General features: G+C 58.8%; 25 protein-coding genes, 1 tRNA gene and 1 pseudogene. 10 read left to right on the forward strand and 17 right to left on the reverse strand.

The features are described from left to right. Positions 1–15: 15 nt before the first annotated feature. The 3 genes from AC1DHT_RS04365 to AC1DHT_RS04375 all read right to left on the reverse strand — a co-directional run bounded on the left by AC1DHT_RS04365 (position 16) and on the right by AC1DHT_RS04375 (position 5,210). Positions 16–1,431: an HlyD family type I secretion periplasmic adaptor subunit gene (locus tag AC1DHT_RS04365; protein WP_427545683.1), complete on the reverse strand. Its 1,416-nt coding sequence runs from the start codon at positions 1,429–1,431 to the stop codon at positions 16–18. Positions 1,432–1,525: 94 nt separating this feature from the next. Next, positions 1,526–3,664 (reverse strand): type I secretion system permease/ATPase, encoded by a 2,139-nt coding sequence (locus tag AC1DHT_RS04370; protein ID WP_427545681.1) that lies wholly within the window; start codon positions 3,662–3,664, stop codon positions 1,526–1,528. 133 nt (positions 3,665–3,797) lie between these two features. Then, positions 3,798–5,210, reverse strand: a complete 1,413-nt coding sequence (locus AC1DHT_RS04375) for a TolC family outer membrane protein (protein WP_427545679.1) — start codon at positions 5,208–5,210, stop codon at positions 3,798–3,800. A gap of 205 nt (positions 5,211–5,415) precedes the next feature. Between AC1DHT_RS04375 and AC1DHT_RS04380 the strand changes: the two genes are divergently transcribed. Further along, entirely contained in the window at positions 5,416–7,041 is a 1,626-nt protein-coding gene (locus AC1DHT_RS04380) for an NADP-dependent glyceraldehyde-3-phosphate dehydrogenase (RefSeq protein WP_427545677.1), read from the forward strand. A gap of 30 nt (positions 7,042–7,071) precedes the next feature. Further along, entirely contained in the window at positions 7,072–8,151 is a 1,080-nt protein-coding gene (locus AC1DHT_RS04385) for an FUSC family protein (protein WP_427545675.1), read from the forward strand. 7 nt (positions 8,152–8,158) lie between these two features. Here the strand turns inward: AC1DHT_RS04385 and AC1DHT_RS04390 are convergent, their stop codons facing one another. Further along, a complete protein-coding gene (locus AC1DHT_RS04390) occupies positions 8,159–9,052 on the reverse strand; it encodes a DMT family transporter (RefSeq protein WP_427545673.1) in 894 nt (297 codons plus the stop codon). A gap of 133 nt (positions 9,053–9,185) precedes the next feature. On the opposite strand from AC1DHT_RS04390, the gene AC1DHT_RS04395 reads away from it, so the two are divergent. Further along, a complete protein-coding gene (locus AC1DHT_RS04395; RefSeq protein WP_427545671.1) occupies positions 9,186–9,623 on the forward strand; it encodes an Lrp/AsnC family transcriptional regulator in 438 nt (145 codons plus the stop codon). A 126-nt stretch (positions 9,624–9,749) separates the two neighbouring features. Here AC1DHT_RS04395 and AC1DHT_RS04400 read toward each other — a convergent pair whose 3' ends face one another. Continuing rightward, entirely contained in the window at positions 9,750–10,421 is a 672-nt protein-coding gene (locus AC1DHT_RS04400; protein ID WP_054596977.1) for a Bax inhibitor-1/YccA family protein, read from the reverse strand. A 124-nt stretch (positions 10,422–10,545) separates the two neighbouring features. On the opposite strand from AC1DHT_RS04400, the gene AC1DHT_RS04405 reads away from it, so the two are divergent. The 4 genes from AC1DHT_RS04405 to AC1DHT_RS04420 all read left to right on the forward strand — a co-directional run bounded on the left by AC1DHT_RS04405 (position 10,546) and on the right by AC1DHT_RS04420 (position 12,238). Next, positions 10,546–10,633: transfer RNA gene (locus AC1DHT_RS04405), tRNA-Ser, on the forward strand. Between the two features lie 216 nt (positions 10,634–10,849). Continuing rightward, positions 10,850–11,059: a hypothetical protein gene (locus tag AC1DHT_RS04410; protein ID WP_071555344.1), complete on the forward strand. Its 210-nt coding sequence runs from the start codon at positions 10,850–10,852 to the stop codon at positions 11,057–11,059. A 73-nt stretch (positions 11,060–11,132) separates the two neighbouring features. Then, positions 11,133–11,516, forward strand: a complete 384-nt coding sequence (locus AC1DHT_RS04415) for a hypothetical protein (RefSeq protein ID WP_477760915.1) — start codon at positions 11,133–11,135, stop codon at positions 11,514–11,516. A gap of 29 nt (positions 11,517–11,545) precedes the next feature. Next, on the forward strand, positions 11,546–12,238 hold the full coding sequence (locus AC1DHT_RS04420) for an SOS response-associated peptidase (RefSeq protein ID WP_477760916.1): 693 nt from the start codon (positions 11,546–11,548) through the stop codon (positions 12,236–12,238). Here the strand turns inward: AC1DHT_RS04420 and AC1DHT_RS04425 are convergent. Further along, positions 12,219–12,326 (reverse strand): annotated as a pseudogene (locus tag AC1DHT_RS04425) (lysis protein); the annotation flags it as partial. The gene AC1DHT_RS04420 and the pseudogene AC1DHT_RS04425 overlap by 20 nt on opposite strands. Positions 12,327–12,562: 236 nt before the next feature. On the opposite strand from AC1DHT_RS04425, the gene AC1DHT_RS04430 reads away from it, so the two are divergent. The 3 genes from AC1DHT_RS04430 (at position 12,563) to AC1DHT_RS04440 (ending at position 14,639) form a co-directional block, all read left to right on the forward strand. Continuing rightward, the gene (locus AC1DHT_RS04430; RefSeq protein WP_477760917.1) at positions 12,563–13,768 is read left to right on the forward strand and encodes an S-type pyocin domain-containing protein; all 1,206 of its coding nucleotides are present in this window, start codon (positions 12,563–12,565) and stop codon (positions 13,766–13,768) included. A gap of 10 nt (positions 13,769–13,778) precedes the next feature. After that, positions 13,779–14,135 (forward strand): DUF6572 domain-containing protein, encoded by a 357-nt coding sequence (locus AC1DHT_RS04435; protein ID WP_477760918.1) that lies wholly within the window; start codon positions 13,779–13,781, stop codon positions 14,133–14,135. A gap of 102 nt (positions 14,136–14,237) precedes the next feature. Next, complete coding sequence (locus tag AC1DHT_RS04440; RefSeq protein WP_477760919.1) at positions 14,238–14,639, forward strand: hypothetical protein; 402 nt, start codon at positions 14,238–14,240, stop codon at positions 14,637–14,639. Between the two features lie 9 nt (positions 14,640–14,648). Here AC1DHT_RS04440 and AC1DHT_RS04445 read toward each other — a convergent pair whose 3' ends face one another. From AC1DHT_RS04445 to AC1DHT_RS04495, 11 genes are all read right to left on the reverse strand, one after another. Then, positions 14,649–15,170 (reverse strand): lysis system i-spanin subunit Rz, encoded by a 522-nt coding sequence (locus tag AC1DHT_RS04445; RefSeq protein WP_477760920.1) that lies wholly within the window; start codon positions 15,168–15,170, stop codon positions 14,649–14,651. After that, a complete protein-coding gene (locus tag AC1DHT_RS04450) occupies positions 15,167–15,592 on the reverse strand; it encodes a cell wall hydrolase (protein WP_477760921.1) in 426 nt (141 codons plus the stop codon). Before AC1DHT_RS04450 ends, AC1DHT_RS04445 begins: the two co-directional genes overlap by 4 nt. A 42-nt stretch (positions 15,593–15,634) precedes the next feature. Further along, complete coding sequence (locus tag AC1DHT_RS04455; protein WP_477760922.1) at positions 15,635–16,822, reverse strand: phage tail fiber protein; 1,188 nt, start codon at positions 16,820–16,822, stop codon at positions 15,635–15,637. Between the two features lie 67 nt (positions 16,823–16,889). Next, positions 16,890–17,573 carry a hypothetical protein gene (locus AC1DHT_RS04460; protein WP_477760923.1) on the reverse strand — a complete coding sequence of 228 codons (684 nt, stop codon included), beginning with the start codon at positions 17,571–17,573 and terminating at the stop codon, positions 16,890–16,892. Then, positions 17,573–17,890 (reverse strand): hypothetical protein, encoded by a 318-nt coding sequence (locus tag AC1DHT_RS04465; RefSeq protein ID WP_477760924.1) that lies wholly within the window; start codon positions 17,888–17,890, stop codon positions 17,573–17,575. The genes AC1DHT_RS04460 and AC1DHT_RS04465 overlap by 1 nt, the downstream gene beginning before the upstream one ends. Continuing rightward, entirely contained in the window at positions 17,887–21,744 is a 3,858-nt protein-coding gene (locus AC1DHT_RS04470) for a TipJ family phage tail tip protein (protein WP_477761262.1), read from the reverse strand. The genes AC1DHT_RS04465 and AC1DHT_RS04470 overlap by 4 nt, the downstream gene beginning before the upstream one ends. A gap of 57 nt (positions 21,745–21,801) precedes the next feature. Then, positions 21,802–22,362 carry a tail assembly protein gene (locus AC1DHT_RS04475; protein WP_477761311.1) on the reverse strand — a complete coding sequence of 187 codons (561 nt, stop codon included), beginning with the start codon at positions 22,360–22,362 and terminating at the stop codon, positions 21,802–21,804. Positions 22,363–22,435: 73 nt separating this feature from the next. Continuing rightward, complete coding sequence (locus AC1DHT_RS04480) at positions 22,436–22,834, reverse strand: hypothetical protein (RefSeq protein WP_477761263.1); 399 nt, start codon at positions 22,832–22,834, stop codon at positions 22,436–22,438. 33 nt (positions 22,835–22,867) lie between these two features. Then, positions 22,868–23,623: a C40 family peptidase gene (locus AC1DHT_RS04485; RefSeq protein WP_477761264.1), complete on the reverse strand. Its 756-nt coding sequence runs from the start codon at positions 23,621–23,623 to the stop codon at positions 22,868–22,870. Between the two features lie 2 nt (positions 23,624–23,625). Next, positions 23,626–24,375: a phage minor tail protein L gene (locus AC1DHT_RS04490; protein ID WP_477761265.1), complete on the reverse strand. Its 750-nt coding sequence runs from the start codon at positions 24,373–24,375 to the stop codon at positions 23,626–23,628. Positions 24,376–24,384: 9 nt separating this feature from the next. Further along, positions 24,385–24,723, reverse strand: a complete 339-nt coding sequence (locus AC1DHT_RS04495) for a phage tail protein (RefSeq protein WP_477761266.1) — start codon at positions 24,721–24,723, stop codon at positions 24,385–24,387. Position 24,724: the final 1 nt, after the last annotated feature.

Below are 24,724 nucleotides of genomic sequence, written 5' to 3' on the forward strand. Positions count from 1 at the left end.
CGGAAGTTGCCCTGACTACCGCTCTCTCAAACTCTCATCCACATGCTGTTGCAACGGACTCAGGAAGTACTCGATCACCCGACGCTGATCGGTCTTCACCTCCGCCGTTACCGACATCCCCGGTGACAGCGCCACTCGCTGGCCGTTGACCATCAGGTGATCGGTGTTGAGACGAATACGGCTGCTGTAGATCAACCCGCGTTTTTCATCGTCGATGGCGTCGTTCGAGACGCTGAGCACTTCGCCGTCGACGGTGCCGTATTTGGTGAAGGTGAAGGTTTCAACCTTGACCGTGACCGGCTGGCCGGCGCGGACGAAGCCGACGTCCTTGTTTTCCAGCATGGCTTCCACTTCAACCGGTTGATCCGTCGGGACGATGACCATCAACGGCTGGGCTGGGGTGACCACGCCGCCGACGGTGTGGATGGCCAATTGTTGGACGGTGCCGTCGACCGGGGCTTTTAGGCTGGTGAGGGTTTCCTGATAGCGGGCCTTGGCCAGTTCCTGAACCAGACTCGCGGCTTTTTGGTTGGCCTCCTGTTGTAGGTCGAGCATGGCACGGCGATTCTGCGCGACGACGCCCTCACGCCTGCGCCGTGCCTCGCCCTGGGCGGCGGTGGATTGCAGGACGCTGGCTTGCTGCACGCTCAACTGACGTTGCAGGTCCAGTCGGGCCTGTTCCTTTTCCAGGTATTCATGACGCGCCACGTACTGTTGCGCCAGCAGTCGCTGGTAGTCCTCAGCCAATTGCGTGGCGATCGGCACGGTTTGGCGAAGGCTCGCCACTTGCGCCTGGGCAGACTGGATTTCGGCGCTGCGCTGAAGGATCTCGGCATCGACCAGCTCCAGATTGCTGCGGTACTCCTGGTACTGCCCTTGCAACCAGCGTTGAGCACTGAGCACTTGTTCCGGGTTGGCATTGGCAATCGCCCCGATCAACGATGCCGGCGGCTTTTGCTGGTTGATCGCATCGAGCATCGCGGCACTGCGGGCGCTGTCGATTCGAGCACCCAGCAGATCACTTTGAATGCGTCTGACGTCAGCGTCCGCTGCGGTCGGGTCGAGCTCGACCAGCAACTCGCCGACTTTTACCGCCTGACCGTCACTGACGTGGATCGCCCTGACCACTGCGGTTTCGCTGGATTGAATCAGCTTGGTCTTGCCGTTCGGCACGATCTTGCCCGGCGCCACGGCGACCACTTCGATCTTGCCGATGCACGCCCAGAGCAGCGCCAGCACGGCAAAGCCCATGATGCTCCAGAGAAAGATTCTCGGTGCCGGATGCACCGGTGTGTCCTGCAACTCCAGCGCCGCCGGCAGAAACTCTGCCTCATGGGATAGCCGACGCGGGCTGTCCATGTTTTTGCGCTGGCGCCACGAGTGTCGCCAGACATGACGATAGCGCTGCAATAACGATGGGGGTGCACTCATGAGAGATCGATCCTTGAATCCGGAATACAGTGAGTACCGCCGCGCCTGATGCAGGCGCGGTCGACAAACGAATGACAGGCGATTGAGGGGCTGATCAGCCTTGCTGCATACGGTGCAGACGCGAGTAGTGGCCGGCTTGATGCGTCAGCAATTCAGCATGGCTGCCCTGCTCGACGATTTGCCCGCGATCGACCACCAGAATGCGATTGGCATCGCGCACGGCGGACAGTCGGTGGGCGATGATGATGACCGTGCGCCCGGCGCAGATGCTTTGCATGTTCTGCTGGATGATCCGCTCGGACTCGTAGTCCAGCGCGCTGGTGGCCTCATCGAAGATCAGAATCCGCGGGTTGCCGATCAACGCGCGAGCGATGGCGATCCGTTGCCGCTGACCACCGGAAAGCGAGGTACCGTGCTCACCCACCATGGTGTCGTAACCTTCGGGCAACTCCAGAATGAACTCATGGGCCCCGGCCATGCTGGCGGCGTGCATGACCGCTTCAAGAGGCGCGCCCGGATCGGTCAAGGCGATGTTTTCGCGGATGCTGCGGTTGAACAACATGTTGTCCTGAAGCACCACGCCGATTTGCCGGCGCAGCGATGAAACATCGGCCAGCGCCAGGTCCATGCCATCGACCAGCACTCGGCCACGCTCCGGCACATACAAGCGCTGGAGCAGACGCGTCAGGGTGCTTTTGCCGGAGCCGGAACGCCCCACCACGCCTATCACCTCACCGGCCGCGATCTGCAGGCTGATCCCGCGCAGGACTTCGGAGCCATCGGCGCGATAACGAAAATGCACCTGATCAAACTCGATCTGCCCCTTGAGCGGCGGCAACGCGCTGCGGGTGGCCTGGGACAGCTCGGTACGGGTATTGAGGATATCGCCCAGACGCTGCACCGAAACACCGGTTTGCTGGAAGCTGGTCCACAGCTGCGCCAGGCGCATGATCGGGCCGCTGACACGTCCGGCAAGCATGTTGAACGCGATCAGTTCGCCCACTGAAAGCTGACCGTCGATCACCAGTCGAGCCCCCAGCCAGAGGGTCGCCACGGTGACCAGTTTGCCGATCAGCGACACGCTCTCGTTAGCGAGCGTGGACAAGGTCTGGGTCTTGAAACCGGCAGCGACGTAAGCCGCCATCTGGTTGTCCCACTTGCGAATCGCCTGAGGCTCGACGGCCATGGATTTTACGGTGTCGATGCCGTTCACGGTTTCCACCAGAAACGCCTGGTTCTCCGCGCCACGGGTAAAACTGTCCTGCAACCTGGCGCGCAGCAGTGGCGTGACAAACACCGAGACCAGCACATACAAGGGCAACGACAGCAGCACAATCAGGGTGAGCCAACCGCTGTAGTAAAACATCACCAGAATGAACACCAGGGAGAACAGCACATCCAGCAGCAAGGTAATCGCATTGCCGGTCAGGAAGCTGCGGATGTTCTCCAGCTCACGCACTCGGGCCACCGAATCACCGACCCGTCGCGCCTGAAAATACGCCAGCGGCAGGTTGATCAAATGCCGGAATAACCGCGAGCCCAACTCCACGTCGATACGGCTCGCGGTATGCGCAAACACGTAGCTGCGCAGACCGCTCAATGCAGACTCGAACAGCATGATGCCCAACAACCCGGCGGCGATGACATCAAGTGTGGTCAACCCGTGATGCACCAGCACTTTGTCCATGACCACCTGGAAAAACAGCGGTGTCACGAGGGCGAACAATTGCAGGGCGAATGACACCAGCAACACTTCGCCCAACAGCTTGCGGTACTTGACGATGGCGGGAATAAACCAGGTGAAATCAAAACGCGAGGTTTCGCCAGGCAGCCCGGCCTCGGAACGCACCAGTACCAACTCGCCGGTCCAACGTGCCGCCAACGCTTCGAAAGTGATGACTTCGGGGCGATCCGAACGCGGGTCCTGGATCAGTGCCTTGCCTTGGTCCAGCTTGGCAATGATGAAGAATGTGCCATCGCCATTGGCCGCAATCGCCGGTAAGGGCGTGCGGTCCAGACGCGCGATGGAGGTATTGACCGACTTGGCCTTGAGTCCCAGTTTGCGCGCTGCGAGCAGCAGTTCGCGTTGGGTGAACAGTTGATTCGCCGGGGCAAATTCGTGGGCCAATTGTTCGGCGGACGCTGCCACCGTATGAAAACGGGCCAGCATGACCAGACACACGAGACCGGTATCTGCCGTGGGCGACTCGGCGCCCCTTCCTTGATCACTCATAAGCTTCCATGCGCGCCGCAGTGCGGCAATAAATTCGTAAACCTTTCAACAGGTTGTAACAATTCTGAAACATTAGACATCAATACGCCATCATTTCATGAGATTTATTTCACTCAGTCGTATGAAATGATGATCAGAGCGCCTTGCGCTCCTGCGGCGGCAGGAAGTCCCGATCCGCGTCGTAGTCCTTGGTCAGGTACATCGCCAGGTCGCTCAGGTCGGTTGGACTCAACGTTCCCGCCGTCTGCTTGAGCTTCAACGTATCGATGATGTAGTCGTAACGGGCGTTGTTGTATTCACGCACGGCGCTGTACAACTGGCGCTGGGCATTGAGCACGTCAGCGGTATTGCGCGAGCCCAGATCACGGCCGACCTGATTGGCCTGGACCGAGGCCTGGCTGGAGAGAATCGTCTGACGCCGGGCAATCACCTGCTCGATATCGGAATGGACGGCGCGATAGAAATTGCGGGTGTTCTGCACCACTTCACGCCGCCGGTCTTCACGCTCGTCTTCACTCTGGGCCAGACGTTCTGTCGCTTCGCGCACTTGCGAACGGGTCAGGCCACCGGCGAACAACGGAACGTTCAGTTCCAGTCCGATGCTGCCCTGGGTGACATCGCCCCGGTAGCCATCACGCCCGAAATCGGTCGGGTTGCTATAGCCGAAGCTGTCGTTGTCACCCTTGCGCCAGGACGCCACGGCATCGACGGTCGGTGCATATCCAGCCTTGCGTTGACGATTGGTTTGCTCGGCGGCAATCACCGCGTAGCTACTGGCCTGCAACGCAAGGTTCTGACGTACTGCCTGACTCACCCACGTGTTGGCATCGCTGGGTGTCGGCAGTTCGACGGGCAGCTGATGCTGAATCCCTTCGATCGCCGAATACTCCTGGCGCGTCAATCGAGACAGTGCTTCAAAGGCATCATCGACCTTGCGTTCAGCAAGCTTTCGATTGGCCCCGGCATTGTCATAAGCGGCCTGGGCATCGAGCACGTCGGTGATACTCGATGCGCCATTCTCCAGGCGCGCCTGAGCCTGTTGCTGTTGACGCTTGAGCGCCGCTTCCTCGGCCTTGGAGGCGGCCAACAGATCCAATGCACGCAAGGTTTCGAAGTAGGTCTGAGCCGTCGTCAAAACCAGCCCCTGCTCTTTCGCGCCCAGCTCAAGTTCAGCCTGGGCTGTACTGGCCTGGGCGGCCTCGAGTTGAAACCAGCGATCGGCACGAAACAGTGGTTGATTCAGATTGGCCTGAAACACCGATGTGCTGCGGGTACGTGTCAGGCCCGGTTCATCGCGTTGCAGCCGGACAGACTCCACCGTACTTCCCGCATTTAGCGTGGGCAGTAATCCGGCACGGGCTTGCGGGACACTTTCGCGTCGAGCCTGGTAATCATGCCGTGCCGCTGACAGCTGGGCATCGTGCTCGACGGCCTGCCGATAAACGCTCAGCAGATCGGCGCGTGCTGGACTTGTGTCGGCTACAGCCGGGGTCATCGCTAGTGTGAGAATCAATAGCGGTGTAAAAAAACGCGGGGAATGAGTCATAACAATCCATGTTGCAATCTGGTAAAACGATTCAGCTATGCTGATGAGGGCGCGCATCCTACGCGGAGCCCAAGACAGCAACAAGGACATTTGTAGCCACTGGCCATCATCCTTGAAAACGACACGGCTGACAGGTCTTGACCTCGCGGCAGTGTCTGGCGATAAAAACCTTATCCGCATCACCCAATCCAGACGGGGTAGCGACATGAGCACAGCAAACATCCTTGGCAACCTGTTCCCGACCGCCCGCGACATCCCGGAGCAATACCGTCTCGACGGGCAGACCGAGCAACGCGAATACCTCGTCGATGGCGTCCTGAAAATCTGGAACGGCCCTCTGGCAATCGTCCGCAGCCCGGTCTACCTGACCGGCGAAAATGGCGATGAACAAGTCATTCTCGGCAGCACCCCACTGCTTGACGCCGACACTGCATTAACCGCACTCGACGCTGCCGTCCGTGCCTATGATCGTGGCCAGGGCAACTGGCCAACGATGCGGGTGGCCGAGCGGATTCAGCATGTCGAAGCATTCCTCGCCCGCATGCGTGAACAGCGTGAGGCGGTGGTCAAGTTGCTGATGTGGGAGATCGGCAAGAACCTCAAGGATTCGGAAAAAGAGTTCGACCGCACCTGTGACTACATCGTCGACACCATCAATGCCCTGAAGGAACTTGATCGTCGTTCCAGCCGATTTGAACTGGAACAGGACACGCTCGGCCAGATCCGCCGCGTACCGCTCGGCGTCGCCCTGTGCATGGGGCCTTACAACTACCCGCTGAACGAGACCTTCACCACGCTGATTCCGGCGCTGATCATGGGCAACACCGTGGTGTTCAAACCGGCCAAGCTCGGCGTCCTGCTGATTCGCCCGTTGCTGGAAGCGTTTCGCGACAGCTTCCCGGCCGGGGTGATCAACGTGATCTACGGCAGCGGCCGCGAGACCGTCAGCGCGCTGATGGCCAGCGGCAAGATCGACATCTTTGCCTTCATCGGCACCAACAAGGCCGCCAGCGACCTGAAGAAACTTCACCCGAAACCACACCGCTTGCGCGCAGCGCTAGGGCTGGACGCGAAGAACCCCGGCATCGTGCTGCCCGAGGTGGATCTGGACAATGCGGTCAACGAAGCCGTCACCGGCTCGCTATCGTTCAATGGCCAGCGCTGCACTGCGCTGAAAATCCTCTTCGTGCACGAGCAAGTGGTCGACCGTTTCATCGAGAAATTCAACCACAAGCTGGCCTCGCTCAAACCCGGTATGCCGTGGGAAAGCGGTGTGTCTCTGACGCCGCTGCCGGAGTCGGGCAAGGTCGATTACCTGCATGGGCTGATGGACGATGCCGTGAGAAAAGGCGCCAACGTGGTGAACGAGAATGGCGGCCAGGCACGCGGTTCGTTCTTCTATCCGGCGGTGCTGTACCCGGTGACCACCGACATGCGCGTCTATCACGAAGAGCAGTTCGGTCCGGTGGTGCCTATCGTCCCTTATCGTGACCTGGACACGGTGATCGACTACGTCCTCGAGTCAGACTTCGGGCAGCAATTGAGCCTGTTCGGCACCAACCCCGCCGAAGTTGGACGGCTGGTAGATATCTTTGCCAATCAGGTCGGTCGGATCAACATCAATGCCCAGTGCCAGCGCGGCCCGGACACCTTCCCGTTCAACGGGCGCAAGAATTCGGCCGAAGGCACGCTGTCGGTGCACGACGCGTTGCGGACTTTCTCGATCCGCACGCTGGTGGCGACCAAGTTCCAGGAGAGCAACAAGGAACTGATCAGCGACATCATCCGCGGACGGGAGTCGAGTTTCCTGACCACCGACTATATTTTCTAGAACGCACACCGAGGACACCTTGCGAACCCGATGACAGCCCTTCGATCATCCCGATTGCCACCGTTGCTGCGCCGGTTGCTGCGTCCGCTTCTGGACCCGTACCGGCGCTATCGCAACGCCAAACTGATCCACGCCGTTCGGGTGTCGCTGGGGCTGTTGGCGACGATTCTGCTGACCACAGGGATTCACCTGCCCCACGGTGAATGGGCGTCGGTGACCATGTTGGTGGTGATCGGTGGTTTGCAGCACCACGGCAACATCGGCAAGAAAGCCGCCGAGCGCGCGTATGGCACGCTGATCGGTGCTGGCGTGGGTTTGTTGCTGGTGGCGCAGCAGGCCTGGCTCGGCATGCCGTGGCTGACTTACTTCGGTATGTCGGTGGTCTGCGGGTTCTTCTCCTACCACGCAATTGGCAAGGGTGGTTACACCGCGCTGCTGTCAGCCATCACCGTATTCATCGTCGCCGGACACGGCGACAACCCGGTGACTGACGGACTCTGGCGCACGGTCGATATCCTCATCGGTATTGTCCTGGCCCTGGCCTTTTCCTTCGCACTGCCGCTGTACGCGGTCTACTCCTGGCGCTACAAACTCGCCAGTGCCTTGCGCGACTGCGCGAGTATTTACAGCCGGATCATCAGTGGCCAATCAGTCACCGATGACCACTACCTCAAGATGCTCAGCCGTCTCAACGGGATGATGGTGCAACTGCGCTCATTGATGCCGTCGGTGTCCAAAGAAGTGCGAATGTCCATGACCGAACTCGACGCGCTCCAGCGCAATTTGCGGATGTGCATCAGCACTCTGGAAATTCTCGCCAACACCCGCCCCGAAGCCAGCGACGAACAGGCCATGGCACAAATGCAACTGGCGCTGAAAGCCGAGCACCAGCAGGTTCGCGTGTTACTGATTGGCATGTCCCGGGCGTTGCAATCCGGTACGACACAACGCCTGGAGCGTGCATCCGATGAAGCCGCACCGCAGGCCGCCATGGGCACCCCGGTCTACAGCGCGCTGGACGGTTACCGATTACTGACCCGACAACTGACCGCCAACCTGAATGACATGCGCCAGCGGTTGGTGAAGACTGCACCGCGTTGGAAAATCTGAACGTCGGTCACTGCGTCGCGACTTTACGAACACCGTTGCCCCAACCTTGTTGCATACCGGCAGCGGCCAGCAGAATCGCAACCACACCGATCCACTGCAACAGTTCGAGGCGATGGCCGAAGGCGAACCAGTCCACGAAAATCGCCGCAATCGGGTAGATAAACGACAGTGCGCCGGTCAGTGCCGTTGGCAGTTTCTGAATCGCGCCGTACAGCAGCACATACATCACGCCGGTGTGCACGATGCCCAGTGTCAGCAAACTGGCCCAGGCACCGGGTTGTTGCGGCAACGCGGAAAAATTCGCCCAGGGCGCAAGCAACAACACGCCGGTGCAGACCTGAATCAGCGCGATCAAATGCGGCGGTGTGCCGGTCAGGCGTTTGATGATCAGCGCGGCAAAGGCATAAAGCAATGCGGCGCCCAAGGCCAGGGCAATCCCCAGCAAGTATTCACCGCCCCCCGCGCCCTGCTCGCCATGGGCACTGACGATTGCCAGCATCCCGAGAAAAGAAACCCCGAGCCAGAACAGCTTTTGTGCGGTGATCTTCTCGCCGAGAAACAACGCTGCCAGACCGACCAGCATGAACGGTTGCACGTTGTAGACCGCAGTGCCGATGGCAATCGAGGCCCGGGAATAGGAGGCAAACAACAGCACCCAGTTACCGACAATCGCCCCCCCGCTGAGCACCGCCAACAGGAACGTGGTGCGGGTCAGAATGCCCGGGCGCAGAAAACCGAACACTGCGCAAATCAGCAACAAGGTCGCAGCGCCAAACACGCAGCGCCAGAACACCACGTCCAGCACGGGCTGGCCAGAAACCAGCACGAACCATCCGATGGTCCCCGAAATAAGCATGGCGGCGGTCATCTCCAATGTACCGCGACGCAGTGATTTATCCATGATCAGGCTCCTCGATATGAGCCCAAAGTATGCCAATCCAGCGCCGCGCTACTCCAGCGTCAAATGCAGGCTAAACTGTCAATTCACCTTTTTTATCAAGGCAGATTCCAATATTTGCCTAATCGGGGGTTGTATGACCGACGACATTGACCAACTGCTGATCACCGCCCTCATGGAAGACTCCCGACGCTCGCTCAAGGCCCTGGCACAGATCAGCGGCCTGTCATCGCCCAGCGTCGCCGAGCGCCTGCGCCGACTCGAAGAGCGTGGCGTGCTCAAGGGTTATACCGTCGACATCGATCCCAAATGCTTCGGCTATCAACTGCAGGCCATCGTGCGTATTCGCCCGCTGCCCGGCCAGTTGCAGAACGTCGAACGGCAGATCCAGGCCATTCCCGAGTTCACCGAATGCGACAAGGTCACTGGTGATGACTGCTTCATCGCGCGCCTGCACGTGCGTTCGATGGAACAGCTGGACACCCTGCTCGACCGTCTCAACAGCTATGCCGAAACCAATACGGCAATCGTCAAGAAGACCCCGGTGAAACGGCGGCTGCCGCCGATGGCGTGAAACAGCCTGGATTGAGGAGTTTGCCGCGAAGGCAGTGTCGCAGCCTGATCATCACCGAGTGAGCCCTGCCCGAATGCCAGACAACAAAAAACCCGCCGTAGCGGGTTTTTTGCTCAAGGCTGGCGATCAGTCATCGCGGCCCATGATGCCGAACAGCTGCAACAAGCTGACGAACAGGTTGTAGATCGATACATACAGGCTGATGGTCGCCATGATGTAGTTACGCTCGCCGCCATGAATGATGGCGCTGGTCTGGAACAGAATGCAGACCGAAGAAAACAGCACGAAGCCCGCGCTGATCGCCAGTTGCAGACCGCTGATCTTGAAGAACATGCCCGCCAGCGTCGCGCCCAGCAGGACGAAGAAACCAGCGGTGATGAAACCACCGAGGAAGCTCATGTCCTTACGGGTGATCAGCACATAGGCGGACAGACCACCGAACACCAGTGCGGTCATCGCGAAAGCCGAGCTGACCACTTCAGCACCGCCTTGCATGCCCAGGTAACGGTTGAGAATCGGGCCCAGCAGGAACCCCATGAAACCGGTCAGGGCAAACGCCGACACCAGGCCCCAGGCCGAGTCACGGAGCTTGTTGGTCAGGAAGAAAAGCCCGTAGAAGCCGATCAGCACCACAAACACGTTCGGGTAGCCGACACGCATCTGCTGAGCAACGAACGCCATCACACCGCTGAATGCGAGCGTAAGGGCGAGTAAACCGTAAGTGTTGCGCAGGACGCGGCTAACCTCTAGCTGCTCAGCCTGCACGCTGTTATTAACTGCGTAATCCTGTTCGCGCATGGCGACACTCCTGTTGGTTTGAAACGTTCAGTCGCAAAGATCATAACAGACGCTCTGTAACAAGCTATGCAGAGAGTTTGACAGTGTGTTTCATTCAGGTATTATGGCGCCCGCAACGCAATACGGAGGTGTGGCCGAGTGGTTTAAGGCAACGGTCTTGAAAACCGTCGACTGTAACAGGTCCATGAGTTCGAATCCCATCGCCTCCGCCATATTTGTACGTTAGAGCCCTGATTATTCAGGGCTTTTTCGTTTCTGGGGTTTGAGGATCGGCGCTGCTTTTGGGGGTCGTTACAAAACTATTTGGTAACCGTTACAAAACTTTCCGCTTTTGCCCCTCCTCCGGCGTCCTGCCGACCGCCTCATTTCCCTATGTGTGTCACCACATTTCCGCTGCTACGATGCCCTTCTTTCATGGAGGAATCGCGATGCCAAATTCAGACCTACTCCCTTCCCTGCTCTACAAAATCAACGAAAACCAGCTCGCCCTTGAGGCCGCCATCATGGAGCTTTCCAACTGGGTCGAAGCGCGCGGTTCAGCCGACGTCGCCGACAACGTTCGCGGCGCCCTGGACACCATCGACAAGAACGAGGAGTTCATCAAGCTGACGCTCGCTGTCCTGATGACGCCGGACTGACGGTCCTACATCTCGTCGCCTCCCCATCGCCCGACCGTCCCGCCTCGATTACTGTATATCCAAACAGTAACCAGTGAAGACACTTACCGTGGATCCCCTCGACATCGAAGACACCAGCGACTGGCTTGGATGCCCGACCGAACTGGAAACCGTCACCCACTACAACCGCATACTGGAAAATGAAGTCCAGGAGCTGGCCCTGCAACTGCGCAAAGCCCGTGAGGACATCTTCGGCCTGGTACAGATGCACGCGGACGCGTCCAAAGAGCGCGACCACCTCAGAGCAGAGCTGAGTCGCACAGAAGCCAAGCTGTCAGACGCCAAGCGGGATAAGACCTCAATCGAAATCAAGAGCAATTGGCAGCTGGCCGCGAAGGACAGGGTGATCAGCGAGCTCTACGCCAAAGTTGTCGAACTCACTGGAATCGAACCGTATACCCGCCTCCCAGGCAACTAAACTTACTGGTTCTACTGGAGGGCTCACCAATGTGCGGAAGACTTTCCCAGTACCGGGGCATCCACGATTTCGTTGCAGCATTGAGCATGCCCAATGCCTTGGCCAACTCCGTCGGCGACCAGCCGCTCGAGCGGTACAACGTGGCGCCATCGACTCAGGTCGCCCTGCTCCATCTCGAAGGCGACACCCTGCACGCTGACTGGGTGCGCTGGGGATGGCGACCGCATTGGGCGAAGGATCGCGCCGCGCCGATCAATGCCAGGGCAGAGAAGGTTGCGCACGGCGCATACTTCCGGGCGATCTGGCCACACCGCGCCATAACACCTATCGACAACTGGTTTGAGTGGGTCGATGAAGGTGGACCAAAGAAGCAACCCTACCTGATCCGGCACCGGGACGGTTCACCGATCTTGTGTGCCGCCATCGGCCAATTTCCCGACAGCGATGAAGGCCCAGGAGAGCATGACGGCTTTGTGATCATCACAGCCGACAGCGCCGGCGGCATGGTGGATATTCACGACCGGCGGCCGGCAGTGCTTACGCCGGAGCTGGCCCGGGAATGGCTGGATCTGGCCACACCCAAGGAACGCGACGAACAGATGGTGCTGCTTCAAGGCGAACCGGCCGAGGTGTTCGAGTGGTTTAGGGTCAGCCCCGGTGTGGGCAATGTGCGCAACCAAGGCCAGAGTCTGATCAAACCGATCAGCGAACCACTTCTCTGACAAACGCCTGACACGTCGCCAACGCAATCAATCCTCGGCCACCCTCGTCAGTGATGACGATAACTCGTTGAGCATGCGCCGGGTCAAGTCAGGCTCGTGCGCCTCCATAACCCGCACCGTGGCTGACTCAACCTCAAAATGCCACCATTCAAACATCCGTACTAGAGCGGTTACCATCCCCTCCCCCCAGTAGTGACATGGAACACAGGGAAAGCGGAGCTGGTTTTTAGGATAAGTCCTACAGCCAACGCCTCAGCGTCCCGGTAACGTCATTCTGCCCCAGCTACAGGCCGGGGTTTCCTCAAGGACGAACAAGGATGCTGCATGAGTGGTTATGTCCCAAAACCAGCTTTGCCCAACGCGACTAATAACAACAACGGCGTAGAACCTGTTGACATCCATGCCCAGCGTTGGGCGGAATACAAAGATCTTCCACCGAAGGCAGACACCAAGCCCAACACCATGGGTTGTGTGTTTGCCAAGAGCTGCAACCTTCCTGACGGCGTAATCAATCACAAGAATCCAGCCGGGTTTGTGCCCGTTGAGAAACTGGCCGACTACGGGTTGTGGGCAGTGCTTGGCACCGGGGCGGCGATTACCGCCCAAGGCACCCCGCTGCAACTGGTGGGCGGATCTGCTACTGGCAGTGCAATTGCTCAACGTCTCGGCGGATCGCTGTCACTGGGTCTACTGGAAGGATCAGGCGTTGTTGTTGCTGGCTTTGTAATGGGCACTATCGGAATGCTAATGCCGAACACCAGCATTTCACCCGACAGCGCTTTCTACACAAATGACCAGTACGCAACGCTTGAAACTGGCCGCACCCGTGTACGTGTCAACGTGAAGACTTTGCCGGATGGCTCCGTTAACGCTTACGGCTTCTACACGGGCGGCAAGTCGGAATGGGAAAACGTCCCTGTCATCAAGGGCGAGAAAGACGGCGAGAAATTTGTTGCTGACATCGGCAACGGGATTGGCCTTACTTGGACTCCAGCGACAAGTCCTGACGGTGTGCTGGGTATTCCTGCACTGGAAGGCGCCCCGCAGTTGCCACCTGTCTGGGTGTATCCACCGACAGAACAATCTGACACGGTGCTGGCGAATCCTGCACATCCCCCTGAGTTCAAAGATGCAATTATCTGGTTCCCTGACTCAGGCATTGAGCCAATCTACATTGTGCTCAGTATGCAACTGGAGCAGAACAAGAAGAAAGGCAAGGCATTTGAAGACGCATCTTACGGCGAGTTCAGCAACACCAAGCCCGAAGCTGCCCGCGAGGTCACGGTTAAAACCGACAGCGGTGTCCGGACGCGCATTGATATGATGGGACGGGACACTGATGGCGAGATTTCATGTGTTGAATGCAAGTCATCAGATACCGCACCACTGACAAAAAATCAGAAAGCAGCCTTCCCTGAAATTGAGAAAACTGGTGCTACCATCGTGGGCAAAGGTAAGCCCGGCTTCCCCGGAGGCACCAAGATTCCCCCTACCAGAGTCGAAATCCTTCGACCTGATCCGACCCTCTGAGGGAGCAGCCATGTCCATCGTAGAAACGAAAGTCGTCGATATTATTGCCGTACCAGAGTGGGAGCCCGATAACGTGATTCTGGTCATTACCGACCACCTCGAATGGGGCGATAAAGCTCAACAGGGTGAGCACCTGCTGTTGCTCCAAGAGAAAATCAATACCTACATTGCCTTCATAGAAAGCGGCGAGATTTTGGAAAGCTACCCGCCATCCAAAGGCAAGCTGCCCATCATCCGCATTAACGGGTTGTACGAACTACCAGAGCAAGCTGAGTTCTTCATTGACCGCGTTGCACAGACATTAAAGGAAGTGGAAATCGGATTTGAGTTCGTGCTTAAAGCGGACGAAGCAATACGTAACATGTGACCGGGCAACATTAGCCAGAACCTGGCCCCGCCGTTTTGGGAGTTGCCCTAAGCTAGTCTCGGCGGAAGCCATAAAACGGCATTTCACCACACGGAGTTACACATGCGCCTAACAGTTGAATTAGTACGAGCAGAGGACGACCTCCCCCCTAGGGACTCAGCCATCCAAACAGAGTTCACAGCCTTTGGATCAACGTTGCGAGCTGCCAATATCACTTACACGCAACGCGCTATAGCGTTTGATGGTGGGGGCGTTCTTGGCTATCCGCTTGGGCAATTCGTCCTGGATTTTACCTCCAATATTCAACCCATCCTGACAGCAGCCGTTACAAGCTGGTTCTTAAGCCGTAAGGGCCGCAAAGTACGAATGAAAATAGATGGCATGGATCTAGAAGCAAACTCCATAGAGGAAATGGATAAGCTCATTAAGATCAGTGAAGCGATTCGTGAAGGCCGACCACTGCATAGTGAGAAAGAGCCTCACGACCCAGACTCCAAGAGATAAAGCCTCCTCCTATTGAGTGATCTCGCGGATATAGGCTTGGCACGCCCGGAGCGCGATCAGTCCTTGGTCGCCGTCGTCGGTGATGCCGATAATTCGTTGAGCATGCGCCGGCTCAAGTCGGGCGCGCGCTCCTCCATGAACCACGCCGCCGGCGCCGGTAGCGGTTGGCACTGCGCAGCCACCGGCTGCATCCGCTGCGTCGATAAGGACTGACAGCCGTAGATCGGAAGTAGCAAGGCGATCGCGCAGGCGAGCCTGGTCTTTTTGAGCATTGGTCAAAGCCTCGTGGTGGGTTTGGTCGCTGGCCGCCAGGCGCTGCTCGAGCGCGAGGCGTTTGTCTTGTTCGGTGCGCTGCTGGGTGGCGGCGGCCAGGGTCAGCTGATTCAGCGTCTCGCCGTGGAGCCTCGCCTGCTCTGCCAACTGCCGACCGTAACGCCAGTCCTGTAGCTGCCAAGCCAGCGCCGCCGCGCCGCCGGCCACAATGGCCAGCGTCGCAACGACACCGACCAGCTTCCACGTCGCGCCGCTCACGGGACATCCTTGAAGAAGATGTGGTGCCCGAGCTTCAGCGTCTGCTTGGCACGCGCCGCCCAGATCGGAGCCTTCGGCATGGTGGTCGCGTAGTAGTGCGTAGCCCCACCGGTGGGATCTGGCGCTGTCCCGGTGATCACTTGGTCAGCGGCTTTCTGTGCCTGGGCGAACTGCCCCGCCGGGATTGGCTTCGCTCCGCTGAGGTAGGCGAAGTTCGGATCGTTCTGGTTCCAGCAACTGAACTGCCAGGGCTTCATGCACACACCGGCGTAGCCCTCGCCCCACCAGGAATTCGGCTTTCCATCGTTCACGCGATTGCGGATCGTCCAGGCGACGGCGATCTGGCCAACCAGGCCTTCGCCGCGGGCCTCGCCCCACAGCGTGCGGGCCAAAATGTCGCGGTCTTTATCGGTAACGGTCATCACTTTTCTCCAGACATAAAAAACCCGCTCAGTGGCGGGCTGTTATTCGGTTTCGGCGGCCGGCGGCAACGGCGGTGTGTCCTGCGGCGGCATCTCCAGCCGCACGTCGATCCAGCTGTTCAGCGGCACATCCAGCGGAGCCCCACGGCCAGGGATCATTTCGCCGTCTTCTGAAAGCGTCCAACGCTGTTTGAACAGCTTGATGGTGACGGAGCCGTCGGCGGCTTGATGACTCTCGGTGATGCCGAGCGCCCCACCACCATCTGGCGAGCAAGGGTCTTGAGTCCGCCATCCCTCCAGGGCTAGGCCGAGACTCCCGGTAACGCGGTATTCACCAACGCCGAGCCGCTCAACGCTCACACCGCGCGCCTCGCTGTTCGACACGCCCCACTCGCTGGAAGGCTCGAATGTCTGCTCTTGCAGGTCGCGCCGCTGGCTGTCAGCTACATTGGCTATTCGCAGGATGGGGGAAGCCGCCGACAGAACGCCGCCTGAGCCGCGCGTGGTGTTGCCGGTGTGATAGATCTCCTGAAACGGCGTAGCGTTGTCGCCGTAGATCGATTGAAACTTGATCGTCCCGCTACTGCCACCAGTCCCATAGGGCCACGCGATAATCAGCCGGTTGAAGCCAGCCCCAAAGCGAATGGTTTGCTTGTAGTAGTAGCCCGTTCCACCAGTAGGCGCACCCGGCGAGCCCGGGCCGTACAGATTTGAGTCAAAGCCAGGGGAGGCATCCGCCATCCAGCTTTTGCTGGCGTCCGCGGTCTGCGCCCACCCCAAGTCTTCCGCTTTAGCCAGTCCACCTATGGTACGGCCAGCGTTGAGCGTAGCCGCCGACCCGAGCCCAAGCCCCAGCCGTGCCGCTGCCTGGGTTTTGCCACCCGTTCCGCCTTTCTCCACAGGCACCACGTTCTCAGTCGACACGGAGCCGAGGCCGGCCAGTGTCGAGCCCCACTGCTGAATGATGCTCTGCGCCTGATCGGCAAGCTGCTTCACGTACCCCTGAATCGGGGCCACCGTATAGCTCGCACCGGCGGCTGTAGGGCCGGCATATGCCGGGAAAATTGCCAGTACCGTTGCGCTGGCGACGTTGGTCACTTCGTGCAGCGCGCCATTCGGGCCGATGAATGCATCGCCCACCCGGCTGTTCGACGCGAAGTCGGTGCCCACGCCAGTCACGCTCGTTGAGCCATTTGTTACGGTCACTTTTCCATCTCTGTACCAGGGCATAGAGTTTTCCTTAATTTAAGCAATAAAAAACCCGCACTGGGCGGGCCTCACTAATTGTAATTCTGTATTAGCCGAGCTTGGCAAACATGGCGGGCAACCAGAATGCATAGGGATTGGAGAAGGCTATAGTAACAACGTACAAAGCCTTGTTCGGAAAGTCCCACCACGTATACAGAGCACGCCCAACATTATCCGCACTATTCACCCTCATCACGAATGAGTTAGCTAAAAGATATTCATTTTCAGGAAAATCAAACGGCACCGTATAAAAGTTAATGTATTCGCCTTGATCCCCGCGCTCAGTTTTAACGTAGGTCCAATTCTGAAAAGCCCGAGTAAACAATAGATTAGGGGTTCCCGAATCGAAAATAGGGGTGCCTGCCGATGAGAACAGCCTTAACCCATAATTAGCTGTAGGCTGCGCGCTAAATGAAGCGACTATATATCGCCCATTTGGAAAAAAACCTACCTGATTATACATACCAGTCACAAAACCGGTCCAATTACCAGGGCTGCCCCGTACAGCTCCGGCAGCCCCCATTTTCAACAATCCCCCTACGGTGTCCGGCCTGATGAAAATCATAGGCTGCTCGGCGGTTGTAATTGGACTTGGAAATGTAACAAGTGACATATAATTACCCGGACCATAGTTTGGCGCATAGCGCCCACTGTATATGACACACAACCTGGAATACTCAGAATCCAGAACAACAACATTGTCGTTGTTTGAAAAACTCAACCCATATGTCATTAACGAAACCTCACGACAAACAGGCGCATAGTCCCATCCGTGACCGAGCTAGCGTCGAATGTTCGCGTATAGTTGTAAACGCGCGCGACACCATCAAGCATTTCAGTCTCAAACTGGCGCTGATTGTTTGATACAGGACCGCTGGGAACCACAAATGCGATTGCGTTACCGGGATTACACCCCGGCACCGTGAAGCTCTGAATTTCCTTCCCCCGAGTAAATGTCACAAGCACTGATAAAACGAGCCTGACAGTGAACGAGTTTTCATCCAGCTGAAGCGCACCATCGCCACCCCATATCCGTAATCCGTGAGTCATGCGTCAAGATCTCCCAGTTGCACCCTTTTCACATTGTTTTGGTCATAGACCTTGATGGCTCTGTTGGTCATCGTCAGTCGTCCACCGCCTGGCGCTGAGCCGTTGAACTCCAAATTTCCGGCCTTATCCAGGCGCCAGCCCAGCGTGCCGGGAATGTAGTTGTCCGATTGCAGTGCCTGGCCAATTTTCAGCATCGAGATACTGCCGTCCTGGATGAACGCATCACGAATAAACGTCTGCCCACCCGACACCGCGAACGGCGAAACAGGCGTGCCATTGGCCAGGTTCAGCAACATGAAGGTGTCAGCCCTGACGACGAACTGGGACGACACCCCAGATGGATCGACCTGAAGACCGAGCCCGAACGAAGCGGCGTACTGCTGGCCGCCGGCGGTGGTCTCCATCTTCACCGACCACAGCGTCTGCAACTTGCCCTCGACTGTTGCCTGGGCCTGAGACACGGTCTGCACAGCTGTGGTGTTGCCATTGATCGAAGCCTGTAACTGCTCCGAGCGTTCAACTTGAGCCACATCCGCCGTGGCCCGTGCGCGGGTTTCCTGCGCAAACAGCGCCGTGCTCTGCCAGTCCTTGACTACCCCAGACAGTGCCCCGTCGCCGGTGTCGTCCCTGCCAATGGTGTACACCGCGCGCACGGTGTTCTTCACACCGGCAACCGCCTCATCAGTAGCCGCCTGTGCCGTCTCGACCTGCTGAATATCCGCTGCATTGCCATCGACGCCGGCCTTCAACTGATCCAGGCGTTCGGCCGTGGCCAGCTTGTCCGTGGCGACCACGGATTCCAGCGAGCGGATGCCTGCCTTGTTCTCACCCACCGCCGCGTCCAGTGCCGTGGTGCGCTCGACCTGAGCCAGATTGTCGGCCGCCTGGACCTTCACCTGCTGCGCAAACGAGGCGCTAACATCCCAGTCGTTGAGCGCCCCGGCCAGCGATGCCGATCCATCGTMAGCGCGGTACGCCGCCCGCAGCGACTGCAAGGCTGTGGCCGAAGCGGTGACCTTGCCGTCCACCTCGGTGATCTTGGTGGTGTTGAGCGCCACCTGTTCGGCCAGCGCGTTGGCGGATTGCAGCAGGGTTCCGACATCCGTCCAGTAGTTGGCATTCGGTGGCGTCGCGTCGACCGGTACTGCGTCGATGGCCTGGTACAGGTGCTGGCCCTGCCGAACAAATTCGCCGGCGGCGTAGGTCTTGGCCGGGTCATACGCCAGAGCGTCGGTGACCTGATCAATCAGCTCTGTCAGTTCCGTCTTGGCCTGCTCCAGACGATCATTCACCGACCCCGGACCACTGCCATCGATCAATTCGATACGGTCGAGCAGGTGCTTGCCCAGCTCCGTCTCAGTGAGCTTGCCGACCAGCATGTCCAGGACTGGCGCAGCATCCGAACTGGCCTGCCCCATCACCCCGTTGCCGACCGGGTAGAACGGCCCGATGTTGCCGGTCCGGTCGATCAGGCGCGCCCAGAAGAACAACGTCGCGCCCGCCTTCAGGCTCTGCATCGAGTGGTCGTTTTGCGGGTACGCCAGATCCGCCAGCTTGCTTGCCACCTCCAGGTTGTTGGTCGGCCCGTACCAAATCTCCGTGCGCTGGGTGTCCTCGGCGCCAGCGGGGAAGCCCCACTTGAGGCCGATGCCAAACAGCAGGCTGCTGGTGTTCAGGTACGACACCGCCGGCGGCAGACCTTCCTTGCCCTTGAGCTGGGTCAGATTGGAGCTCTTCCAGATCGACGAGATGTCGTACGCACTCACCGCCCTCACCCGAGCCAGATAGGCGCCGGCATAGATGCCTACCACGTCGACGCTGGTCATGCCCGTGCGCTGCAGCTTGATCCAGTTGCCGCTGTCCTTGCGCCACTCGACGTCATAGGCGACGGCGCCATTCACTGCCGGCCAGGTGATGGTCATGGTGGCGACGGCAATGCCCTGGGAGACAATCGAATTCGATGTGACGGATACGCTGGCCGGTGCCGGAACGACGGTGATCGGAATTACGCTGATCGGCCGCTCTTCCAGGYGGGCGCCGGTGTCGATGTGGGCGAATTTGCTTGGGTCATATTGCAACGCGCTGATTTCGAACTCGCCCTCCGCAGTGCGTTTGGTCCGCAGTACACGGTAAAGCGGGATGGCCAAATCATCAGCGTCCAGTGCCCATTGAAGCTGCGGCAGTGGCGGCTCGCTGTAGCTGGTGGTCACAGTCACTGCGCGGCCTTTGACGCTCTGCACCGTCCGCCCCTCGGCACGCCCACCTGGCAGGTTAAGAATCAACCGGTCCCCGGCCTTGGCTTGGGTATCACAGTCAAGCGTCACGACCCGGCCAGCGGCAGCCGAGATACGGCCACCGACCGCGCGGCCCGCCAGCAGCGAATCCGCCACGGGGATGATGTGGCCGGGAAGAGGAATAACACCCTCCATGCCCGTCTTGAACGACACGGTGCGGTCCTGGTTGTTGCTCAGGATCGCCCACTTGCCACGGCGCTGGGCTTCAGATGCGCGAGTGCAACCGATGGCGCTCAACTCGGTCGGCTTATCGCCCATTCGGCGCTGGAGAGCCAGATCAGCGAACGGGATCACATCGGTGTCGTAGTTGTTCGCCGGGTTGTCGTAGCTGACCAGGGCGCGAGTGTATCGGGTCTTCGCCGAAGCGCTGCCGTACGAGAACTTTCCGTCGATGACATTGGCCCGAGTGAAGACGTAGTCGAAGTCCTGCGCGCGCGGCATGTCGGCCTGCATCACCAACTGGCCCTGGGCCCAGTAGGTCATGCCCCGGTAAATGCCGGCGATATCGCGTAGCAGTGACCAGGCGTCAGCCTTGCCCTGCAGGTTCATGTCGCACAGGAAGCGCGGCTCGGTTCCGCCGAGGCCGTTCGGCACCAGTTGGTCGCAATACTGGGCAATCCGGTACAGCTCCCACTTGTCGACCATAAACGACTTGATGCGCTTCCCCAGACCGAACCGGTCCTCGGTGCAAATGCCGTAGGTGATCCAGGCCGGATTGTTGGTCCAGGCCTGTTTCATGCTGCCATCCCAAGTACCGGTGTAGGTCCGGGCGATCTGGTCGTAATTACTGGGGACCTGCCACTTACGCGCGCGACACTTCACGGTGACGGCTGGAATGTTGGTGAATTGCTCGGCGTCGAACTCGATGTAGAGCAGCGCGGTGTTTGGGTAACGCAGTTTTGCGTCGATCACCTCGGTAATGCCGGCAATCAGCATGGTGTCGGCAATCTTGTTGCTGTTCTGGTTCGGTGTCAGGCGCCGAACGCGAATCTGCCAACCAGTGGTGGCGTTCGGCAAATCAACGCGGACAGACCGCTCATATCGCGTGGTCGTCTTTCCGTCCACGGCACCGGGATACACTTGCTGATAAGCCCCACCATCAGTGGCCAAATCGATGGCGTAGTCGATTCGGTAGCCAACCACGTTACCTTCATCATCCTGGCGCTGTAGCGCAGGCCAAGCGAATCGCATGCGCACAGCCGAAAGCTGTGTATTGGTGATCGAGCGCACCCACGGAGAATCACTGCGTAGTTCAATGTTCAGGGAGGTTTCATTCTCGACCGCAGGAATGCCAGGGATGTAGGCCTGATCGACAGAGCCTGATCGCCAATCCCATTTCACATTCGGGAAGTTGTAGTTACCGCTCGCGTCCCGGATCGGGGTGTTGTCCAGGAAGATGCTGTAGTCAGTCGGCACCTCGTCGAACTCGCCTTCACCCACGGCAATCAGCATTTTCGCCAGGTTGGTCGAGCGCAGGCTGTCGCTGGCCTCAACCGGCGACTTCGGCTTGCTACTGCCGCCCTTCTCGCCGTGGATATCGATCTTCTGTGCTGCGCCCATGCTTTCCTCCAGGCATAAAAAAACCACCTCTTGGGCGGTCTGCGTGTTGCGTTCGGTTTACGTTTTGTCTTCGGCGTAGATCGATGCAGAAATGATCATGCCGCCCCAGCGTCGGTCGCCGATACAAATTGGGACCGGGTTGCCGCTGGCCGTGGTGTTCTTGGCGCTGCCGAAGGCGTAGGACGGTGCGTTCTCGGGGGATGAGCTTTGCGATAAACCACCCTGTTGAGGGCTGAGCATTTGGATGACGCCACCCATTGCAAGCGCCGCCCCCAGCTGGACCGCCCATGGCTGACCAAAATAGGTCCCAGCCACAATAAGAACAGCGCCAATGATGGTCTGAAGTAGTCCGGCCCGCTTACTGCCTGCAATTACCGGGACAATTCGAATTTCCTGAGTGCCTCCCAGTGAGAAATCCTTCTCGGGCACATTCTTGCGATTGCGAAATATCGCAAAACGCATCCCTCGACGCTCAAGGTCTTTGATAGCCGCCTCAAATCCATCAAGTGTGCACTTCAAAGCCTTGAAGGCCTCGCCTACCGATTTACTCCCAAGCTCCCTGTAGTGAACCCTACCGAAAATTTTGATCAATGGCCCTGACAACAGGATGGTTGTCATTGACTGGTTAACGCTCGTAATCGTTGCCACAGCTTTCTCCAGGCGTAAAAAAACCGCCCGTAGGCGGTTTCCGTTAAAAAGTTGTTGGTGATAAATCCATGCTCATTGCAGAGTCGATGGATATCCTGAAGCGCTTGGTAGCTCCTGACTTGATGCTGGTCTCGCGCTCTTTCAAGCCGCTACCGCAAGCCGAGGCTGAGATTATGTGATCACCAGCCGGCACGAAAAACTTTGCAGTTTCTCCCGATCCGATCTCGGCTGACTTCCGGCCATCGATGCTTATGGTAGTATTGCAGCCACTACCGACAAATCCAGTATCCCGGGTCACGACAAGGGTCGACTGATCACTATTTGGCTTCTGATACGAGAACAGTCTTTTCGCTGGAACCGGGTCGGCTTCGCTCGACGGCGTTGGAGATGTCGCACACCCCGCCAGCACCACCACCGCTATCGCTCCCATAAAAATCCGCATGATTCTTCCTCATCCTGAAAAGCGCCAACCATATCACCGAGCATCCTTGTGACGCAGCACCAGGCGCGCGCGCTGAAGCCAAGGTCCACCGAAGACGATGATCTCGCTCGGCCGCCCGTACAGGTGGTGCAGCAGGAAAGGACCGGGGCCGAAGGTCGCGGCGTCCTCTCCCGGAAGTGAGGGGTCAGCACCAAGGAATATCCCGGCGTGGTTCGGATGGACCGTCCGCCCTACTTCCATCACGATCATGTCGCCGCGTTGCGGCTGATCGACTCGGTAGAACCCGGCCGCCTCGTAGCTCGACTCGTACAGACTGGCGTTGTCGGTGCTTTCCCACCAGCCATCGACTCGCTTGAACGCTTCGAACTCAAGCCCCCACTCGCGCTTGTACCACTCCGCACAAATTGCCCAGCAGTCCCAAGCGCCATGTACGAACGGACGCTTGAGCAGCGGTACTTCACCGATCGGAAAAATCGTGCGCAGGTCGCCCTCGGGCCAACTGAGAATATGCCAGGGCAAAGCCGTAGCCTCGCACATGGCCAGGTCGCGCGGTGACGGTCTGCTGGTGGCGTCCGGGTGCGAATGAACTACGCCAATCACTTCACCGATGTCCTCGGCCGCCGCGTACTCCTCCGGGTCGATCCGGAACTCCTCGTTGGGCTCACTGGCGATGTTTCGGCACGGGTAGTACTGCTGCTTGCGGCCAATGCCCAACAACAGCCCGCAGCACTCTTTCGGGTATTCGGCCGCCGCGTGCGCCTGTATTGCGCTCAGGATGTGCTTACGCATGGTCAGCTCCGGGCAATGAGGGAAACCGCGGGGAATCCACCAAACGGCAGCGGATTGCCCACGCCGAAACGTGGATCGCACCCCTTGCCCAAGGTTGCATCGCACTCGTCGAGTTCAGGGTTATCGGTTTGCACGCCATCCTTCGTGAAGTAAGGGCCGGTGTAGCCGCAGTTCGGCCCGCGATAACCACCGGTGAGGCACCAGTGGCACAGCGTGGTCGCCTGCCGCCCGATCGACTCGCCGCCGACATCGCCCGGACTGGCCAGCTCCCAACTGACCGTCTCCCCGTCTTCGTTTGTCTTCTGGTCGATGTACCAGACCTCGATCGTCTCTTGGGTTGGGTCTGCTGTCGGGTTGCCAGCCGGGAAGTTCTGCGCATCGAGGTACGTGCCCAGGGTGTGACGCATCGTCAATTTGAACTCGAGCAGGTCATCGAAGGCCAGGCAGAGCGCGGTAATGCGCCCATTGACGTTGCCGACCGATAGCTTTGGCCGAACCGCCGTGCCGTCGCCGTTGGATTCAATGCCGTCAATCTGCATTGGCCAGGCGCTGTACTCATTGCCTTGGAACCAGATTGCTTTCGCGGGTAGCTGGTCCGCGTTGTTGCCGGCGGCCATCAGCTCTGCCGGTGAATGCGGGATGGCGTGCCCGTGGAAGCGCAGCACATCAGCTCCGTAGTCCGAGCCGTCCAGCTCAAAGAGCAGCACTTCGCTGCCAGGCTCAAGTACCTGGATATCACTGATCAGCGGCATGATTGCCCCTTATGGTTGGAAAGCACGGTCAAAGGTGGCCGTGAGCTTGAAAACGGTTCCACCCATGGGGGTGGGAACCGGTTTTTTGCAGGTGAATAGACCGAGCTCACCGAGCGGTGTGGTCCAGAGGAAAGCCTTCGCTCCGGCGTGGCGATCGAAGAACGCCATAATTTCCTGAACCTTGGCCTTGGGCCCGGTGTAGGAGATCGGATAGGAGTCCTCCTTGTTGTTCGGCCCGTCGCCTACTTCCTGCTTGTAGCCGCTGCCGAATTTCGAAGTGCGCACCCGATAGGTGACTTCAGGTGCGTCTCCATTTTGTGTTGGCCAGGTGAAACGCTCAATCGCCACG

It is taken from the genome of Pseudomonas sp. 05N432, assembly GCF_056396945.1.

What these genes read in the sequence shown, in the direction of transcription:
- AC1DHT_RS04460 (WP_477760923.1), bottom strand. Translation starts at nt 17,573, where the DNA reads ATGACATATGGGTTGAGTTTTTCAAACAACGACAATGTTGTTGTTCTG.
- AC1DHT_RS04440 (WP_477760919.1), top strand. Translation starts at nt 14,238, where the DNA reads ATGCGCCTAACAGTTGAATTAGTACGAGCAGAGGACGACCTCCCCCCT.
- AC1DHT_RS04395 (WP_427545671.1), top strand. Translation starts at nt 9,186, where the DNA reads ATGACCGACGACATTGACCAACTGCTGATCACCGCCCTCATGGAAGAC.
- AC1DHT_RS04375 (WP_427545679.1), bottom strand. Translation starts at nt 5,210, where the DNA reads ATGACTCATTCCCCGCGTTTTTTTACACCGCTATTGATTCTCACACTA.
- AC1DHT_RS04490 (WP_477761265.1), bottom strand. Translation starts at nt 24,375, where the DNA reads ATGCCGCTGATCAGTGATATCCAGGTACTTGAGCCTGGCAGCGAAGTG.
- AC1DHT_RS04400 (WP_054596977.1), bottom strand. Translation starts at nt 10,421, where the DNA reads ATGCGCGAACAGGATTACGCAGTTAATAACAGCGTGCAGGCTGAGCAG.
- AC1DHT_RS04485 (WP_477761264.1), bottom strand. Translation starts at nt 23,623, where the DNA reads ATGCGTAAGCACATCCTGAGCGCAATACAGGCGCACGCGGCGGCCGAA.
- AC1DHT_RS04380 (WP_427545677.1), top strand. Translation starts at nt 5,416, where the DNA reads ATGAGCACAGCAAACATCCTTGGCAACCTGTTCCCGACCGCCCGCGAC.
- AC1DHT_RS04420 (WP_477760916.1), top strand. Translation starts at nt 11,546, where the DNA reads ATGTGCGGAAGACTTTCCCAGTACCGGGGCATCCACGATTTCGTTGCA.
- AC1DHT_RS04370 (WP_427545681.1), bottom strand. Translation starts at nt 3,664, where the DNA reads ATGAGTGATCAAGGAAGGGGCGCCGAGTCGCCCACGGCAGATACCGGT.
- AC1DHT_RS04435 (WP_477760918.1), top strand. Translation starts at nt 13,779, where the DNA reads ATGTCCATCGTAGAAACGAAAGTCGTCGATATTATTGCCGTACCAGAG.
- AC1DHT_RS04450 (WP_477760921.1), bottom strand. Translation starts at nt 15,592, where the DNA reads ATGACCGTTACCGATAAAGACCGCGACATTTTGGCCCGCACGCTGTGG.
- AC1DHT_RS04390 (WP_427545673.1), bottom strand. Translation starts at nt 9,052, where the DNA reads ATGGATAAATCACTGCGTCGCGGTACATTGGAGATGACCGCCGCCATG.
- AC1DHT_RS04385 (WP_427545675.1), top strand. Translation starts at nt 7,072, where the DNA reads ATGACAGCCCTTCGATCATCCCGATTGCCACCGTTGCTGCGCCGGTTG.
- AC1DHT_RS04410 (WP_071555344.1), top strand. Translation starts at nt 10,850, where the DNA reads ATGCCAAATTCAGACCTACTCCCTTCCCTGCTCTACAAAATCAACGAA.
- AC1DHT_RS04430 (WP_477760917.1), top strand. Translation starts at nt 12,563, where the DNA reads ATGAGTGGTTATGTCCCAAAACCAGCTTTGCCCAACGCGACTAATAAC.
- AC1DHT_RS04475 (WP_477761311.1), bottom strand. Translation starts at nt 22,362, where the DNA reads ATGACAACCATCCTGTTGTCAGGGCCATTGATCAAAATTTTCGGTAGG.
- AC1DHT_RS04455 (WP_477760922.1), bottom strand. Translation starts at nt 16,822, where the DNA reads ATGCCCTGGTACAGAGATGGAAAAGTGACCGTAACAAATGGCTCAACG.
- AC1DHT_RS04365 (WP_427545683.1), bottom strand. Translation starts at nt 1,431, where the DNA reads ATGAGTGCACCCCCATCGTTATTGCAGCGCTATCGTCATGTCTGGCGA.
- AC1DHT_RS04465 (WP_477760924.1), bottom strand. Translation starts at nt 17,890, where the DNA reads ATGACTCACGGATTACGGATATGGGGTGGCGATGGTGCGCTTCAGCTG.
- AC1DHT_RS04480 (WP_477761263.1), bottom strand. Translation starts at nt 22,834, where the DNA reads ATGCGGATTTTTATGGGAGCGATAGCGGTGGTGGTGCTGGCGGGGTGT.